Below are 16,340 nucleotides of genomic sequence, written 5' to 3'. Positions count from 1 at the left end.
GAGTGATATTCAAACTAATGGGTGGTGTCATTAGAAATACTGAAGTCCAAAAACTGTATGCATATTTCGTTTAAACGGGACTCGGCTTCAGGTTGTCTTGCTAGCGACTCGATTAGCGCTCCAAAAGCCTGTGCTCTTGCAACTTCTATGGTCTCATCACTAAAAACAGCTGGGTCGTATACTCCTAGATAGGTGGTTGCTGCGGTCTTTAGCTTATCAAAAGCTTCAGGTTGCCGGGCTATCCCCTCGAATAACTTCGCTATGGCTATACCTCTAGCTCTTCCATCTACCAGTGCGTCGTTGTTGCTCATTTGAGCAAAGTCAAAAGGTCCCACAAATTGTGTTGCTGCGGCATCCAACTTATCAAATGCCTCGGGCTGTCTGGCAATACCTTCAAATAACTCGCCTAGCGCCTGGCCTCTAACCAAAATGGTTGGGTTGGTAAAGGGCAGCAATTCGGTATAATCACTGTAAATGATCTCTGATAAATTGATAAACATGTCGGAAGATTGCGGCACTCTAGCGATCATTTCAAATAGACTAATGCTTACGCTCATTTTTGTGGCGTTGACGTCCGAGACTGCATTGCTTTCAATGAGGCTAGAGATCGAGTCCAATATGGCCACATGTTCATTCTCAGCTACAGTGAGATCATCTCTGAGCTCGTCCAATTCGTTTTGTAGATCTTCAATATCATCATTGTAGTTGCAACTGCTTAGGCCGATAAATGCAACTCCTGCAAGTAGGAATACTAAATTTTTCATTTTTTTACTTTTAGGTTATTGTGTGAGTTTAATTGTACGGGTACGAAATTAGTGGAGAAGCTCGCCGAAGGCTGTAACGAAACCGCATAATGCTGGTACATTTCCGACAACTATAATTTCTCTTTTCCTAACTTCGTTTATGGTTTTAACTATCTGATTTTTAAATAGTTGATATAGATATCCTATTAAAGCATCGTGAGATGCCTCAACTAAAAAAAGAGTCATATTGGATAAAGACCTATACTGTAGAAAATGCTTCGGTTGGGCTCACCCCAAATTCTTTCCTAAAACATTTAGAGAAATACGAGGGGCTAGAAAATCCATATTGAAATGCGACCTCTGCAATGGTGAGTTTTCTAGAAGCCAAGGCCTCCTTTGCCTTTTGCAATCGCACAAAGTTAATGAGCTGCCCAGGCGACTTTCCTGTGGATTCTTTGGTCTTTCGTTGTAATTTACGTTCGCTCACCCCAATCTTCGAGGTAAGTACATCGACCCCGAAAGAGCAACAGTCTAAATGATCATGGATAGCTTCTAAAACGTCCTGTAAAAAAGAATCGTAGCGAGAAAATCCGTAGGACAAGGCGACATTCTTGACTTCTTCGGGATTCGATTTTGCACTCACCCCATAAAGCCTGCAAATAGTGCCCGAGGCATAACTTAAGATAGATGTTTCCTCAGCGAAGTTGAAGGCAGCGCCAGATAGCAGGTGTTTTACGGTCTGAGTGGCAAAAATTTGAAAAGGTCTGGCTTGTGCAAGGATGGTGCGCATCATATAATCATCGCGCTCGTCCGTTTCCTGACCTGCTTCTTTAAAGCCTTCTTTAAGATAGACCCCCATCGAAACTGGCACATGCGCTTCCTGATGCCGCTCTTGGAGACCCACACCACATTTAACAGCCTTACCTGGAACTTCGAAGATTGCCATAAAACTCTTTCGGGACAAATTGATTATCGTACCTTGACATTGCTCGATGTAGGATGCTATCTCGTTTGGCTTCAGATTAGAATTGGAGGTGGTAGCTACTTGACCAAATAGCACTGTGAGCATCCCCTTTTTTCGTTCGGTATTCGGCTTCAAGTCTTTGATGAAGCGCTTCATCTCATCTAGTATCTCTTCTGTATTGCCTGCCCAAAAGAGGTGGTCAGCCCCATCGAACTCCACAAACTTGGCTCCTTTGATATGTTGCGCGATAAATCTACCCTCTTCGATCTTTACATCGATATCATGAGTTCGTTGCATGAGCAATGTCGGCACTTTGATACAACCAAGAATATCGATGATATCGACCTGGGTGTTCATTTGCGTGAGTCTCATGGCCGCCTGCGGACTTGCACCAGAACGGAAGTAACTCGCCAACCAATTCATAAATCGCTCATCATTTGCTTTCGAAGGTACCAGGGTCTCTAAATTCATCTTCCCACTTCCCCAATTGTTCTCGATCATATCATATACCTTTTGACGCTCCTCGTCGGTCGGTGCCCAAGGGTATTCTGGAGAATATCTACGCTTTGCAAAAATACCGAACGCTATAAGAGCGATAACACGGTTGGGATAGGTAGCGCTGAACATGGCCGATACACTTCCCCCCTCAGAATGACCAAACAATATGGCCTTTTCCGAATTGATGGCATCCATCACTGCTTTGATATCTTCCATTCGCTCTTCTAAGGTAGAAAGCTCCACTACACGATCGGAGAGACCAGTTCCGCGTTTATCAAAAAGCACGACCCGAGCGACCTTACCAAGTTCCTTAAAAAAATCTACTAATTCTGGGCAGGCCCACATCCAATCGATATTAGAGATCCATCCTGGGATATACACCAAATCGATAGGGCCAGTACCAAAGACCTGATAGGCAATGTTTATATCTCCGCTTTTCGTGTATTGAATTTGTGGTATCATCATTTTTTTCAATTACCAAGAGTCATTCTTGTTGGTTGTACATTTTGATGATGCAATATTAGTTTTGTGCAACCTTTCATTTCAACAAAAAGTGTATGAGGGCGAAATGCGAGGGCTGAGTTGGAAAATTTGGACTTGAAAAGGAATTTGAAAAATTCCCGAATCCTATTGCCCACAGCATTCCGCTTCTATACAAGAATACGCTTGTACACAAAGAACAGCAACACCGAATAGAACACAAAAGACAGAGGGGTAGCAAATAGGTAGCAAAACCTATTTTATTACTGTAAATCAGCTTTTTGAGATATTATATTGGCCATGTAAAATAGCTTCGAGATGGGCTGTAGTTTGACGCTCACTCTAGCTAAGAAATGATGGTATTTCGGCTCATGCAGAATTATTATTCTCTATAAAGGAGATGATATCTTGGTTGGAATCGAGGCCAAGTTTTTTACGAATCCGGTATCTGGTAGATTTTACCGCTGCCACAGAAGTATTCAATAATTTGCTTATTTCGGGAGTGCTTAAACCCAACTTCATCAGACAAAGCAACTCCTTTTCATTGGGCTTTAGTTCGGAAAAATGGGTGTCCAAGCGCACTTTAAAATCCAAGCTCACCTCGTCAAAATAGTCCTGATGATTGAACAACGCCTTTTGAGCGGTTTTTTCTGAAAGCAATGAGGCCGATAAGGAGCGTAGTGCGATTTCTCTCTCTCTTTCATTCTTCAAGCTTATGACATTCTTGACCGCGGCCAGGGTCTTGTTAAGCACCTCCTCTCGTATCGAGTTCTCCAACACCACATTCTTCAGATCTTTTTCCCTATTCGCAAGTGCGAGATCGGCCTTTAGCTTTTCCATTTGCTCGAGCTCTATTTTATTGGCTGCCAAAGTCAGTTTTTGTCTGTTGTATTTTCTTAATAGCAATATGACGACAAGCCCTGTCAATAAGGTGATAACAAACAACACCAAGTACAGTGACTTTTTCGAGGCCTCATTTTCTAATTGAATAGTGGTGATCTCCTTCTCTTTCTCATATTTGTGATTTAATTCCAACGCTGTAAAACGCTTCGCCTTTTCCACATCATTGATAGAGTCTGCATAGCGTTTATAGATCCTGTGGTCTGCTAGGGCCTTTTGAAAATCACCTTTGCGTTCATTGATGTTACTTCGACTAAAATATTGTTTGCGCAGTAGTTCTTTATTACCAATGATCTTGGCATAATGGATGGCACTATCGACCAAGGCGATGGCCTCATCATAAGCCTTCAGCTCTGTTTGTACCACCCCAAGATTCAAAAAGCAAATACTAACGGTCAAATAGTTTCTGCGAGCCTTGAATATATCGACACTTTCTCGATATATCGCTTTTGCCTTGTCGTACTTCCCATCCATAAAATAGAGCGCAGCTATATTGGTGTTCGCCCTATAAATGGTGGTACCTTTATTATCTATTTTCTTTGCCTTTTCATAACAATAAAGCGCAGAGTCCTTTTGTTGGTTTTCTGCATAGGATATGCCCATAGAGATCAACGTTCTAGCCGCGTTTTCGGTATGTCTGGCCTGTTGGCTAATGATAAATCCTTTTCTATAATAGTATCTAGCCTTGGCATGCTCGCCCTTTCTTCTATAAACATTTCCAATGTTGTTGTTAGAAATACCTAATCCTATAGAATCACCAATTTGTTCTCTTATTTTCAGCGCCTGAAGATAAAACTTCAAGGTTTCATCAGCATCTCCATTGAGCACTTCCAGTAGACCAAAGCCGTTGAGTATCGCTGCTTTTTGCTTCAGATAGTAGTCTTTGCTATACGACGCGGCCTCATTTTGCCTCCAGGCTTTATTAAAAAGAATACGAGCGCTGTCCGTCTTGGAGTAAACAAAATGACGCGCCAGTTCTATTTGAAGCGGCATTCTGATCGAATCGGATCTTGCCGCTCGTATCTGTGATCTTAAAGATATCCCAATACTATCTGGTGCCTGTGCGTGCAGCAGCAAGGCGCCGATAAAAAATATTATGAGGGTGAACTTAGCTCTCAAGGGCCGTTATCTGTAGATAAACACTATAACTTCCTTTAAAGATACTATTTAATCTCTAATGAAATACCCAGTATTTGACAACTCGACAACCGTTTTAGCAGCTTTTTACAATGAGGTCGCTTTTTTAAATTGAGAAACGACTCACGTCATAAGCTAGAAAAACAAAATTCCAATGGAATACAGTAAGGTAGTATAAAAGATGCACAAGAAGATCTCCAAGGTATATTTACGTATTAATTTCATCGGTAAGATTTTTAAAGGTTTTGCTATGAGAGCCAAATTACGTAGGTAAGCCGTTTTTGGATATAACAATATCGCACAATGCTGCTACATTTCCGACATTGAAAATACAGGACCTTAGATACCCTTGAAGCATGAAATGATCGACGTTAGTCTTCAGAGGATGCTCGATCTTCATAAATGCGACAATAGTCTTTCCGACATATCGTAAAAGCTTTTACCTAGGGATCTAAAGAAACTATTCCGCCAGTTTCAATTCCTTTTTTAAATGAAAGGTATAGGTGAAATGGAATCCGAAGTTAAGATTGGGCGCTTTAAAGTTGAAATTGTTTCGAGTATCCACAATAAATGCATCCTCTACCATGCTCTGTGCATTGGTGAGCATAAATTGTAGCATCACATCGCTCAATTCCCAATTGACACCAAGTGAAAATGCACCGTAGGTATCCACCGATCTTATAGGGTTGGCCACATAGTAATACTCCGACACTAGAAAAACGTGGCCTCCCAAACGATACCGACCTCCAAAACCTAAGGCGAAATGACTTTGCGGATCTTCTTCCTCATAGACCAAACCGCGATGCACGAAGGTAGGTGATAGTTGGAATGAAAATCTTGGCGAGAACTTTCTAGCGATCAACAATTGTGTGGTGAAGGATGTTCTATTAGAATCTTCAACATCAAACCCATTGGCTGCCAACCCCTCACTAAAATAGCTCATATTCTGAAAGAGCGACATACTAAATGGCGAGCCCTTGCCATCTGCACGCTGACGCAGAAGTTTATATTTTAAAAACCCATCGAAGCGGCCATCGAATGTAGTACCACCTACCCCAACTAGAAAACGATCGGAAAGCCCATATTCTATGGCGATTCTGCTGCTTAACCTTTCGGCAAAGAAACTTTGCGATCGATCCGCGGGGGTATTCCAAAACCTGCTAGAAACGAAGACATCCAGGGTCCCGTCCTTTCGAGTTTCTACTGCGTGCCCAAAGGTGATCCTGGAGAACTTGAAAGTAGCGGTCGTATATTCTGAAGTCACCTTGCGCTCATTATCGAGAATCTCCAAAAGATCTTGAGCAACGACGGAGCTGGTTGCTGCGCTCAACAACAGTAATAATGAAAATATTCTAGTTCTCATAGGATGTGTATTGAAATCGAAAATCTACTGAAATATTCTTAGCGATATTCCCTGCCAAAAGTGGAGGAATCTTAATATTATAATCTTCTACCATGGTCTGAAAACTTCCTGTGATCAAAAAGCCATCTGCTGTTTTCTCGATCTTGGATTTTATATCTAACTCCTTTTGTGCTCCATGCATGGATAAAATTCCTTTGATGATACGTGTTTGCGATCCATCCATGGAGGGATCAAAATCCATGATCTTCCCTTCAAAAGTAGCTTTGGGGTAAATATCGGACTCGATATAGCTCTCGTTAAAATGATCTCGCATCAGTGCCTTTTCAAAAACAAAGGCATTCATCAGCATGCTTACAGCGATCTCCTGCGACGAAAGGTCCACGATACTCAGCACTTGATTGTTCTGGGCTTTAATGTGCTCTACAGACGTGTAAGAAAAAAAGGATACTTGGCCTTGCCGTGCAATGATCTTTTCAGATTCTTGCTTCACAAACAAGAAGGGTAACAGAAGAAATAGGATGATCTTATTCATAGTTTTTTTCTGAAATGACGCAATTCAAAAAAATAGCATCTTTTAAATACCCTTTGAACATACCTTTTAATCGTATCGTATCTCCGGGGTGTAATTTTTCAACTCTTTCTTTTTGGCCTTGCTGCATATCGCAGATCACAAATGGTGCTTCTTCCTTGTCAGCTCTCAAAAAAATAGTGACTCGATCATTTGTATAGTTGACCTCCTTTATGATGCCTTCGATCTCAACGATAGCCTCGGCCTCCAAAAAATGTAGGCTCTCATTGTCAATACTACTGATGATCTTTTCGGCATGTAGCATATAGGCAGGTTCTTGGTCTGTAATATTGATGGTGTCTTGTTTAAAAAAATAGGCCCTGCTCCATAGGAAACCCAACAAAGCTGTACCTATGAGCAAGAAAATGATGCTATTTTGTCTAGTCACTTTCACACTACTAAAATACTAACTAAGAGAAATTCTTATAGCATTAAAAATCAAATTTCGTGTAAAAGTTGATGCCTTCTCTTGAATAGAACACAAGGACCAACTAAAAATATTGGCCCCTGGTTCTAATTCCCCAATCAAACAAAAAACAACATTTTAAAATGAAGCATCCCTAGTTGACCACTTCATTTTGATTCGTAGTTCGGGTATAGGAAACGGCACCTCCACTTCCTCCCGAACCCCAAGTGTCGAAGGTGAGCGTGAAAAAGATATCTTCCTCAACTGCCCAAACTCCTAGCTTTTTACCAACCAAAGCTTCCATATCAGTAGAAGATCCACCTACAGTACCATTGATGTTGAAGTTATCATCAACTGAACTCACACCATTTTCACCTTCTAGTTCAAATATCATTGAGGCAACATTGTGAAAGCTATAAAAGTGAGTCGGGTCACCCAGCTGCCCGTAAAATTCAAAGCCAGACCAGTCGGTAGTGGCTCCCGTATCATCCAAAATGGCCCAGCGCAAACCCTTAGTACCCCCGGTTGGGGTAAAATTGAGCGTCGTAGATGAAGTATCTGCAATTGAGCCCCAGAACTCCCTGAAAAGATCGGCACCGCTTGGGTCTTGCCCAAAGGTCCTCTGCCAATATTCGTAGTTATATATTTGTCGTCTGTCTTGGCGTGTGATGGTCACCGTTTCGGTGATCTTATCTTGGTTCTCAGGCAAGGTCCAATCGGCATTGCTTTCCTTTGTAAAGGTAAGAGCAGGCCCCACCCATACCACAGGCGGAAGTTCGATATCTGGATTCAATACAGGCCATACGCCGGCGCTTGGGAATCCTACTCCAAAGTTATCGCCGCGTTGGATATCCTGTCCAAAATAGTACAATGGCCATCCTTTATAGGTAAGCTGTTGTCTCCCAAAGACATCGATCATTCCAAAATCGCCTAGGTCCAATACGCTCGGAACATTCTCCAAGATCTCTTCAAAAATGGGCCAAACCCCATTGTTGGAGAAGTTATCATTCGTAAAATTGTTCACGCCCTCAAAGTCCTTGGAAAAGCTATAAAGCGTATTTCCTTCAGCATCGGTCATATAGAAGGTCTCGCCGTCACCTTCTGTATAATCGCTGGTTAGATTTGTTTCATTGCCAGAAAGATCTCTACCAACAAGCTGTCCCTTGGCCATCATCACAGTGTAGTCGGGCTTGGCGACGAACCAGTTTCCTCCAGAACCGTCTCCGCTGATCACACCGGGAGCCGAGTCGTTAGAAAATAGATAAAGTGGCCACCCCTTGTACGTGTTTTGTTGTGTGCCATCGTTACGAGTGATCGTCCCAAAATCATTGACATCTAATCCATTGTCCAACAAAAGATTTTCCTGGTAGAAAGGTGGCCAGTTGATGGCACAAGTATCATTACAGGTAGATACATCTTTGCTGTCCGGGGCAAAGAAGTATAGGGTAAAACCGTCCGAATTGGTTAGAATGTTACCAAAAGTAGCGTCATTGCCTAACTTTACTGTATTACCTGTCGGTACTGGGGTTCCATCATCAACGGAATCGTCATTGCTGCAACTTAAGAACAGCAGCCCTCCTAGGATAAATAGAAATGCATTTTTCATTGTTGTGAGATTTTATGGTTGTTAATTGTTTTGATTTTAAGTACTCCACCTTAAGGACCAAGGGCTGGTCACCCTTGGTCTTTAGTTAGTGTCAATGGTCTTTTCTTTTTCAATCCACGATATTGAAGGTCCCAGTCATCGAACCGTGAAACTCGCATATATAGAACAAGGTGTTGGGTGCATCCTGAGGGACCGTAAAGGTGATCGTGCCATCTGAAGCCCCATTATTGCTAACACCATTATTATATTGATTTCCTGTCCCAGTGCTTTGATCCGATTTGATAAGAAATGGATGGCCGGGAGCGTCGATGTTGAATTCGTAAGTTTTGCCTCGTTCTAAAGTGATACTTGGGTTGGACGTATTGCTAAAGTCTCCACCATTGAACAGATAAGCAGACGCCCCCTGGTTGGTAACATTGAATATCGCAGTAACGTCAGTTTCGACTGGTGGTGCAGCGGCAGATTCTTTATTCAATACAGGCCATACTCCCGCCGTTGGAAAACCAACCCCATAGTTATCGCCACGTTGCGCATCTTGCCCAAAATAGTAAAGCGGCCAGCCCTTATAGGTAAGCTGCTGCCTACCGAAAACATCGATCATCAAGAAGTCCGCAGGATCTAGAATGCTAGGAACATTTTCCAAGGCCTCTTCGAAGATGGGCCAGACCCCATTGTTAGAGAAATCTGCATTGGTGAACGTATTTGTTTCTTTATAATCATCAGAAAAACTGTATAGTGTGTTACCAGCAGCATCTGTTATATAGGCCGTTTCGCCATCGCCTGGTGTGAGGTCACTGGTAAGATTGGTTTCAACTCCGTCCAAGCTGCGCCCAACGAGTTGTGCTTTGGCCATCATGATGGTATAATCTGGCTTTGCTACGAACCACACGTCTCCAAATCCGTCCCCGGTGATGTTGCCAGGAGCAGGATCGTTTGCAAAGCGATATAGCGGCCAGCCCTTATAGGTGTTTTGCTTAGAACCATCCTCTCGAGTGATCGTTGCAAAATTGTTTGTATCCAATCCGCTATCGAGGGTCAAGTCTTCGGCATAGAAAGGTGGCCACATATCGATACAATTCCCAAGACAATTTGAAGTCCCCTTGCTGTCTGCTGAAAGAAAATATAGCGTAAACCCTTCGGCATTGGTCAAAACATTGCCGAAGTTGGCATCGCTTGAAAGTCTTACGGCGTTGTTCGCTGGTGGCGAATTATTATTTCCATCTTGCCCGTAATCGTCGCTGCTGCAACTGCTGAGTAGCAGTACAAAGCTCATTGATAATGTAAGTATATTTCTCATGGTTATTTTTTTATGATGTGATTTCATTTGATCTTTTGTTGCTTGTGCAAAATTATTGGTGAATTCAACCGAAGGCTGTAACGAATCCGTAGAATGCTAATACATTTCCGACATCGATTGACTTCCCATTTTTTGCAGTTATTGTTTTTAATTATTTGATTATTAAATCAATACCTTTTGTGGTGGTGATTTGATATTTAGACCTACCGGTGTCTATGACGCTATCTCGCACTGGCATAATGCCACTGCTGTATTTGCCGATGTGATCCGGTCACCCTTTGGCGGATAGCCCAAAGCGGTGAGCATGTTCATCACTCCAGATAATTGATTGGCCCTCTTAAAATTGAAAACCACTAAAGAATCTGAAGGATATAATATCACATTTCTTACCTCTTGCTCTTGAACCATCTTATTTTTGATCGTTGTGGTACATTGGTTGCAGAAGGTATTCTGAACGAAGATTTTAGCTAAACCTGTTGTTGTCATGACTCTTGTTTTAAAAAACTCTAGAAAGGTTGAATCCAAAGAAGATGTCTCCTTTACTCCAATCACCCGTTGCCCGTCCCAAAATATTGTTGACATTCATCGGCTGTGCATTGGTAAAATGGAGTTGAAATACATGACCTCCAGTTTCTAGGTCGAATCCTATGGACAGTGGATTTTTAAATGGAGAGCCAGAGGCTCTGGTCAGGTGAAGACCGTAATCTACGTTAAGAGACCATCGCTTGGTTAATTTTTGTCTCCCCCCGATACCGATGGCGAATTGTGTGTTATCTTGAGGGTCAAAGGGCACCAAATTATCATGAAATAGCGTTGGTATCAACTGCAAGGATAGGTCCTCGTTGAATTTCCTAGATATCAAGGCTTGAACCGCGTAGCTCAATCTATTGTCAAACTCCAATCCTGGCAATACTTCTTTGTCCAGAGACGTATTCACCAAAACCGTGTTGAACAGCACCAGACTGAAAGGGTTGCTTTTTTTCTTCTGCCTTAGCAATCTTAGTTTTAAAGAACCTTCATAGATCTGGAGGAATGAACTACGAGAAAACCCAATGTTGATACCATCGCTAATTCCGTAGATAAGATTGAGCCTGGTAACTGCCTGATCTAGACCGAAGAAATCCTTTAGCCCGTTCTTGATAGAGCCAAATCTGTGCGAGACCACGAAGTACAACTCTTTCTTTGAGACCATTTTGGTAGATTCGAAATTCACTATTTTCAAACCTTTGAAGGCCGCCGTCTCATAATCTACAAGCTCTTCTCCAGTATCGATCTCATCGAGCAGATCGTCTTGAGCCGATATCAGCATGGGTATGAATAATAACAGTAATGAAAAGATATTTTTCATGTTTTCTTAGAATGTTGGTTAATTATCAATTATCGTTGCCTGGTCAATTTTCACTAGTTCTAGTAGGTCGTCATACCCTACACATCGTCCTTTGATGGTCAGCGTTTTTTCCATTTGTGATGTAAAATTCACTTCAGGATTAAAATTCACCTGAATCGAATTGTCAAGAATAACAGACTGTTGGTCTTGTGAAGTGACCTTTCCTTTAGTCTGTATCACCTTGTCTACAAATTGCAAGGAGGTATTAGTATCCTCCATCGCTGATTTGAGCTGGGTAGTTTGAATGTCAAAATCAATGCGCTCCTTGGCTATATCCCGATGATCCTGGTAGAGGTAGTTGTATGCCGAAAAAGCAACAACAGCTATGACCGACAAAAGAATCCCTAAGGCGACGTTTTTTCTTTTCGCTTTCATTTTCTTTTCAATTTAAAATCTAGCATCACCTTTACTTCCTTGGCGATCTTGTTACGGACTATTCCTGGAATTTCAATATCAAAATCGGCCGGGCTCACTACAAATTCTCCGGTAATAGAAATAATGTCTTGAACCTTTAATATGTCCAAGGTGGTGTCGATATCCTTTTCCTTTCCACGAACTTCGAGCGTGCCTTTTACCCGTACTTTCTTGCCATTTTTATTCAAATCGGCCTTAGGGTCAAAGTCGATCAGTGTTCCTCTGAATTTTGCTTTGGGATAGGTGCCCGATTCGATATAGTTCTCATTAAAATGTTCTTCCATAAGGGAATTCTTAAAATGAAAACCCTTCATCAGCGCCAGCGACGCGATCTTGTTGGTTGCTGTGTCGTAGATGGTTGTGACCGATTTGTTGGTCGCCTTTACTTCCTCAAACAACTTCTCGGAAGCTTCGAAGATCAACACACCATTCTTATCCAAATACTGTTCTTGGGCCACGGACAGCGTAAGCGAAAACACGCCGAATAACAGGCCAAACCATATCATCACTAGGACAAATTCTTTGCTAACTTTTTTCATAATGAATTACTTTTTGAGATTTATTTATTTGTTAATTGATTGTTTGCCTTTTAATGATCATTCTTCAATGGCTCCATCTTGTATCCATTTTTCGATAAGGTCAATCGTAGATTGAGGTAGCCTTCCGGAAGGTGGCATGATTCGAGGGTCTCCTGCAGAACGGCTAATGGCACCAAGGATCTGACCATTTAATGCTCTAGCCGAGACTTGGTCGTAAGTGGCCAATGGGAAAGGAGCACCAGCTGGAGGGTCCGAATGACATCCCAAACATCGATTGCTGATGATCGCTTGAATATCGGCCGCGTACGTCACCGGAGTTTCTGGATTGACGATCTCTTCGTTTTCGATTGAGATGAGATCGCTTTCACTGTCATTGGTGCATCCGACGATGAGCAGCATCACCAATGGAAAAATGTTTGTTAAAATTCGTTTCATTTTAATGTGATTTGGTTTTATAATTGCTTTTTCAAATTGCAAGAAAGCCGATTGAGCTTCCGTCGTTATTGTGATACAAAGCAACAGACAAAACCCCGCTATCACCTATAAAACCTATATGAGAGGGAATATTTGGCTGTGAAAGGGAAGAATGTAGGAGTGAATAAATGGGCTATAAGCGAAAGCCATATCCTTCTTGCGTACGAAATGGTCGATGACAGGCTCATGTCGATCTTATTACTATCTTAGACCAAAAAAATAGTCATCGGACCTATGAGAAAAGATAGACTCTATTTTTATACTTTCCTTTCGGTTGCGCTCATTTATATGATCATTGCAAGTCTCGCTTTCCGTTTGTTGGTAAAGGAAAGTACGCACCGGTTATTAGAGACCCATTTGGAATTCAACAAAAAAGAGGCTAAATCATTTGCCATTCTGGTAGGGCAACAATTGGCCTACGGAATATCTCAAGATTCGATTATTGATAATATTCAGCAGAGTCTAAAGGGGACCGACCTTAAAATGGGCTTTTTAAGCATGTATGATTGGTCTGGAAAGATCGTAGCGCATCCAGACATCAAATATGTCGGGCAATTTGCCAGCACCAACAATGCCTATGTTTCATCGGTCACCGATGACTTAAGTCCGGAGAATTTCTATGAATTGCTTACTGCAGACATGGAAAATATCAACGTAGTCTCGCCCGAGGATAGTGGAGATAGGTCGAAGGTCATTTTTCTTTATCCTATTCAAAACTCCGACTGGATCGTGGCAGGCCACGCAAACATCAGTAATATTGGTCTGCAGATTGCCGATTTCAAAAGACAATTCTTCGTAGTATTCATAGTTATGGGATTGCTGGTGATCCTTTCGTCGGTTTTTGTGTTAAGATTACTAGGGAGTACCTATGAAAAGCGATTGGAGCTAAAAAATGAGAAGTTAGAGGATGAGGTGATCAACCTTTCAAAATTGAATAGAGCCGTGGGAAATTATCAGCAAAAGGTTATAGAAAAGGAAGATACTGTTGAGGGAAATACTGAAGATAATAACAATACAAAAAAGAGGATACTGACCTATATTCGAAATGAATTGGTGCCGGTACCCATCGAGGAAATCGCCTATATCTATACCGAAAGCACTATCACGTACCTTATTTGTACGGACGGAAGACGGTCGACGACCAATTTGAGTTTGGATGAACTCTTTTCACAATTGGACGAATCGTATTTCTTTAGAGCCAACAGACAATTTATCATAGCCATCTCTAGCATTGAGAAGATCGTGAAATATGGTAATAATCAATTAAAGATCCTTGTGACACCTAATTCTGAGACGGGTATTATCATCAGTAAAAATAAGGCAGCGGAATTTAAAAGATGGTTGGACCTTTAAGGAAATGAAAAACTCGAAGATTCCTCGAGCTTGCGTAAGGTGAGTAGGTCTTTAAAGTATCTATTTAAACATAAGATAGCATCAAAAATTCTCTTGAAGTCTCTCATTGGCCTTGATGATATTGGACATTACAACATCCTTTCTTTGCAATGGCCGAGCAGCAGGCGACATCCGCAGCCTTAACTAGAACATTCGAGCAATGAAATGGACAGTCCTTGCTATTACCTAAATATCTTTCGTACCAATAACAGTATGCCGTATTTTCTGGTTGCCTTTAACGCTGTAGTTACCCAAGCAGAAGGCTGAAGACTTTCCTTTACATCGTATTGCAAGGATCTTAGCTCTTCCAAAGCAATTTTTCGCTTTAGGTCTAAAGTTCTAAGTTCTGTATTGATCTCTTCAAAAGAAGAATATTCTCTCATATTTGACAGCTAATTGAAATAGGTCTTTGAAAGTTTCTTGATGAGTTTTTTGTCGATATATTTTCTGAATAAGTAGACCAATACCGTTATCAGAAAAAGGATTCCAGCAACAAGCATGAGGGCCTGCGTCATGCTTTCGAGTAATTTACTAAGAGCTATGACACCTGCAACAGCCGAAAAGGTTAGACCTAGGAAAAAAAGCCCCCCCAAAATTATAAATTTCAACAAAAAAGAGGTGGTGGATACGAGCTGCTGAAATATCTTCAACTCTGCGTATTTCTGTGTCGATTCTAAGTATTGCTCGCCAGCATCCACCGCCTTATCTGAAATCTTACTTAAAGACTCTACGATACTCATGCGTTCTTTTGTAGCTTTCTATTCTTTTCTTTAAGTCGCGCAAGTTTGGCTTCTAGAGACGATATAACATCTTCTGTCTTATAACTCACGTTAGAAACTACCTCTTCGAGCTGTTCGTCCAGGGTGCCTTTCTTTTGGCTGATCGTATCTACGACATTATCTCTTATGGTCGATGCCTCATCGGCAATCTTATCCTTAACGGCTGTTGCCTCCTCTGCTATTCTTCTTCGTGTATTGCTCCCTTTATCTGGTGCGAACAAGATTCCCAATATTGCGCCAGATGCGATTCCGGCAATGACCCCCAAAAAGGTATTTGTGTTATTGCTCATAAGTTTGAATTTTGAAAATATTGATTATTGAAATGTGATTTAAACGGTTATCGCAAAATTCCATGATCTTCATAAAATGTCTTTGTTCAAACGAGATAAACATTGACTTGAATGGTTCACATACCATTGATAGTCCTGGTAAAGATCATTTAACCATATATACCAATAAGTCTAGCAATGATCATCGTTAATAAGATCAATAAGGAGGATCATGAACATATATTTACCGAGATTTACAGCCACTCTGGCCTTTTGCCGATAGGTCTTTCTGACTCTAATGTCAAAGCAGTTAGCAAATTAAAAAGTTGATCTTTGAGCATCGGCCGTTATTATTTCCTTAAATATTTGAAAGCAGGCTTTCATATCGCGGGAGCTCAAAGGATTTAGAGAATTACGAAAAACCCTTGCTGAAAATACAAAAGTAACCGCTCACGCGCTCCTTTTTTTGTTTCCTACAGCACTCGAACAGGATTTAGAGAATCCCGAAAAACCCTTGCTGAAAATACAAAAGTAATCGCTCACGCGCTCCTTTTTTTGTTTCCCACAGCACTCGAACAGGATTTAGAGAATCCCGAAAAACCCTTGCTGAAAATACAAAAGTAATCGCTCACGCGCTCCTTTTTTTGTTTCCTACAGCCTTTAAAGCAAGCTTTCACGACTTTCGGAAACAAAAAAAGTGATTTCGATACTCGAAATCACTTTTGTGCTTGGTCGGGATGACAGGATTTGAACCTGCGACCACACGGCCCCCAGCCGTGTACGCTAACCGGACTGCGCCACATCCCGATTGAAAAATTGGACCCTTGAATCAAAAGGGTGCGCAAATATATAAAATGTATTTGCTCGGTAAAAGTCCATGGGTATAAATTTGGATGAGCTCAAGCAACATAAATATCATGCCGCTGCGAGCAGCGCTCATAATACCGCATCCTGCATGATAATGTAAAAAAAGTCCGAAGAACTGCTGAACTTATTGACGTGAAACTTTAGTTGATTCAAAATGATAAATGTTCTAAAAAATCCACACTTTTATTGGTAGGGTGGCAGGATTACTCGCTTCGCTCCTGATCCTGAAAAGGGTTGTGTTGCTCAATAAAAGCCTG

17 protein-coding genes and 1 tRNA gene are annotated in these 16,340 nt (G+C 41.5%); 1 reads left to right on the top strand and 17 read right to left on the bottom strand.

The window, feature by feature from the left end; translation table 11 throughout:
- Positions 1-14 precede the first annotated feature (14 nt).
- From ACFQ1M_RS05110 to ACFQ1M_RS05050, 13 genes are all read right to left on the bottom strand, one after another.
- Positions 15-764: a hypothetical protein gene (locus tag ACFQ1M_RS05110; protein ID WP_386404850.1), complete on the bottom strand. Its 750-nt coding sequence runs from the start codon at positions 762-764 to the stop codon at positions 15-17.
- Between the two features lie 238 nt (positions 765-1,002).
- The gene (locus ACFQ1M_RS05105) at positions 1,003-2,670 is read right to left on the bottom strand and encodes an alpha/beta fold hydrolase (protein ID WP_386404847.1); all 1,668 of its coding nucleotides are present in this window, start codon (positions 2,668-2,670) and stop codon (positions 1,003-1,005) included.
- A 384-nt stretch (positions 2,671-3,054) separates the two neighbouring features.
- On the bottom strand, positions 3,055-4,704 hold the full coding sequence (locus ACFQ1M_RS05100; protein WP_386404844.1) for a tetratricopeptide repeat protein: 1,650 nt from the start codon (positions 4,702-4,704) through the stop codon (positions 3,055-3,057).
- A 478-nt stretch (positions 4,705-5,182) separates the two neighbouring features.
- Positions 5,183-6,085 carry a DUF5777 family beta-barrel protein gene (locus tag ACFQ1M_RS05095; RefSeq protein WP_386404841.1) on the bottom strand — a complete coding sequence of 301 codons (903 nt, stop codon included), beginning with the start codon at positions 6,083-6,085 and terminating at the stop codon, positions 5,183-5,185.
- Positions 6,075-6,617 (bottom strand): YceI family protein, encoded by a 543-nt coding sequence (locus ACFQ1M_RS05090; RefSeq protein ID WP_386404838.1) that lies wholly within the window; start codon positions 6,615-6,617, stop codon positions 6,075-6,077. The genes ACFQ1M_RS05095 and ACFQ1M_RS05090 overlap by 11 nt, the downstream gene beginning before the upstream one ends.
- Positions 6,610-7,047 (bottom strand): OB-fold protein, encoded by a 438-nt coding sequence (locus ACFQ1M_RS05085; RefSeq protein ID WP_386404835.1) that lies wholly within the window; start codon positions 7,045-7,047, stop codon positions 6,610-6,612. The genes ACFQ1M_RS05090 and ACFQ1M_RS05085 overlap by 8 nt, the downstream gene beginning before the upstream one ends.
- 166 nt (positions 7,048-7,213) lie before the next feature.
- On the bottom strand, positions 7,214-8,665 hold the full coding sequence (locus tag ACFQ1M_RS05080; protein WP_386404832.1) for a hypothetical protein: 1,452 nt from the start codon (positions 8,663-8,665) through the stop codon (positions 7,214-7,216).
- Between the two features lie 109 nt (positions 8,666-8,774).
- Positions 8,775-9,962 carry a hypothetical protein gene (locus ACFQ1M_RS05075; protein WP_386404829.1) on the bottom strand — a complete coding sequence of 396 codons (1,188 nt, stop codon included), beginning with the start codon at positions 9,960-9,962 and terminating at the stop codon, positions 8,775-8,777.
- A gap of 213 nt (positions 9,963-10,175) precedes the next feature.
- On the bottom strand, positions 10,176-10,448 hold the full coding sequence (locus ACFQ1M_RS05070; RefSeq protein WP_386404827.1) for a hypothetical protein: 273 nt from the start codon (positions 10,446-10,448) through the stop codon (positions 10,176-10,178).
- Between the two features lie 10 nt (positions 10,449-10,458).
- On the bottom strand, positions 10,459-11,310 hold the full coding sequence (locus tag ACFQ1M_RS05065) for a DUF5777 family beta-barrel protein (protein ID WP_386404824.1): 852 nt from the start codon (positions 11,308-11,310) through the stop codon (positions 10,459-10,461).
- An 18-nt stretch (positions 11,311-11,328) separates the two neighbouring features.
- Positions 11,329-11,724 (bottom strand): hypothetical protein, encoded by a 396-nt coding sequence (locus ACFQ1M_RS05060; protein WP_386404821.1) that lies wholly within the window; start codon positions 11,722-11,724, stop codon positions 11,329-11,331.
- Positions 11,721-12,302: a YceI family protein gene (locus ACFQ1M_RS05055; RefSeq protein ID WP_386404818.1), complete on the bottom strand. Its 582-nt coding sequence runs from the start codon at positions 12,300-12,302 to the stop codon at positions 11,721-11,723. The genes ACFQ1M_RS05060 and ACFQ1M_RS05055 overlap by 4 nt, the downstream gene beginning before the upstream one ends.
- 57 nt (positions 12,303-12,359) lie before the next feature.
- Positions 12,360-12,737 (bottom strand): hypothetical protein, encoded by a 378-nt coding sequence (locus ACFQ1M_RS05050; RefSeq protein ID WP_386404815.1) that lies wholly within the window; start codon positions 12,735-12,737, stop codon positions 12,360-12,362.
- Between the two features lie 273 nt (positions 12,738-13,010).
- Between ACFQ1M_RS05050 and ACFQ1M_RS05045 the strand changes: the two genes are divergently transcribed.
- On the top strand, positions 13,011-14,129 hold the full coding sequence (locus tag ACFQ1M_RS05045; RefSeq protein WP_386404812.1) for a LytTR family transcriptional regulator DNA-binding domain-containing protein: 1,119 nt from the start codon (positions 13,011-13,013) through the stop codon (positions 14,127-14,129).
- Between the two features lie 221 nt (positions 14,130-14,350).
- Here the strand turns inward: ACFQ1M_RS05045 and ACFQ1M_RS05040 are convergent, their stop codons facing one another.
- The 4 genes from ACFQ1M_RS05040 to ACFQ1M_RS05025 all read right to left on the bottom strand — a co-directional run bounded on the left by ACFQ1M_RS05040 (position 14,351) and on the right by ACFQ1M_RS05025 (position 16,023).
- Positions 14,351-14,551 carry a DUF6327 family protein gene (locus ACFQ1M_RS05040; RefSeq protein ID WP_386404809.1) on the bottom strand — a complete coding sequence of 67 codons (201 nt, stop codon included), beginning with the start codon at positions 14,549-14,551 and terminating at the stop codon, positions 14,351-14,353.
- A 9-nt stretch (positions 14,552-14,560) separates the two neighbouring features.
- Positions 14,561-14,908 carry a hypothetical protein gene (locus tag ACFQ1M_RS05035; RefSeq protein WP_386404806.1) on the bottom strand — a complete coding sequence of 116 codons (348 nt, stop codon included), beginning with the start codon at positions 14,906-14,908 and terminating at the stop codon, positions 14,561-14,563.
- Positions 14,905-15,237, bottom strand: a complete 333-nt coding sequence (locus tag ACFQ1M_RS05030; protein WP_386404803.1) for a YtxH domain-containing protein — start codon at positions 15,235-15,237, stop codon at positions 14,905-14,907. The genes ACFQ1M_RS05035 and ACFQ1M_RS05030 overlap by 4 nt, the downstream gene beginning before the upstream one ends.
- 708 nt (positions 15,238-15,945) lie before the next feature.
- Positions 15,946-16,023, bottom strand: a tRNA-Pro gene (locus ACFQ1M_RS05025).
- Between the last annotated feature and the right edge of the window lie 317 nt (positions 16,024-16,340).

The organism is Sungkyunkwania multivorans (assembly GCF_042675645.1).
In the GTDB taxonomy this organism is placed as follows: Bacteria; Bacteroidota; Bacteroidia; order Flavobacteriales; family Flavobacteriaceae; genus Sungkyunkwania; species Sungkyunkwania multivorans.
The sequence above is the reverse complement of the archived record's forward strand: the minus strand, read 5'-3'. Positions and strand labels throughout refer to the sequence as shown.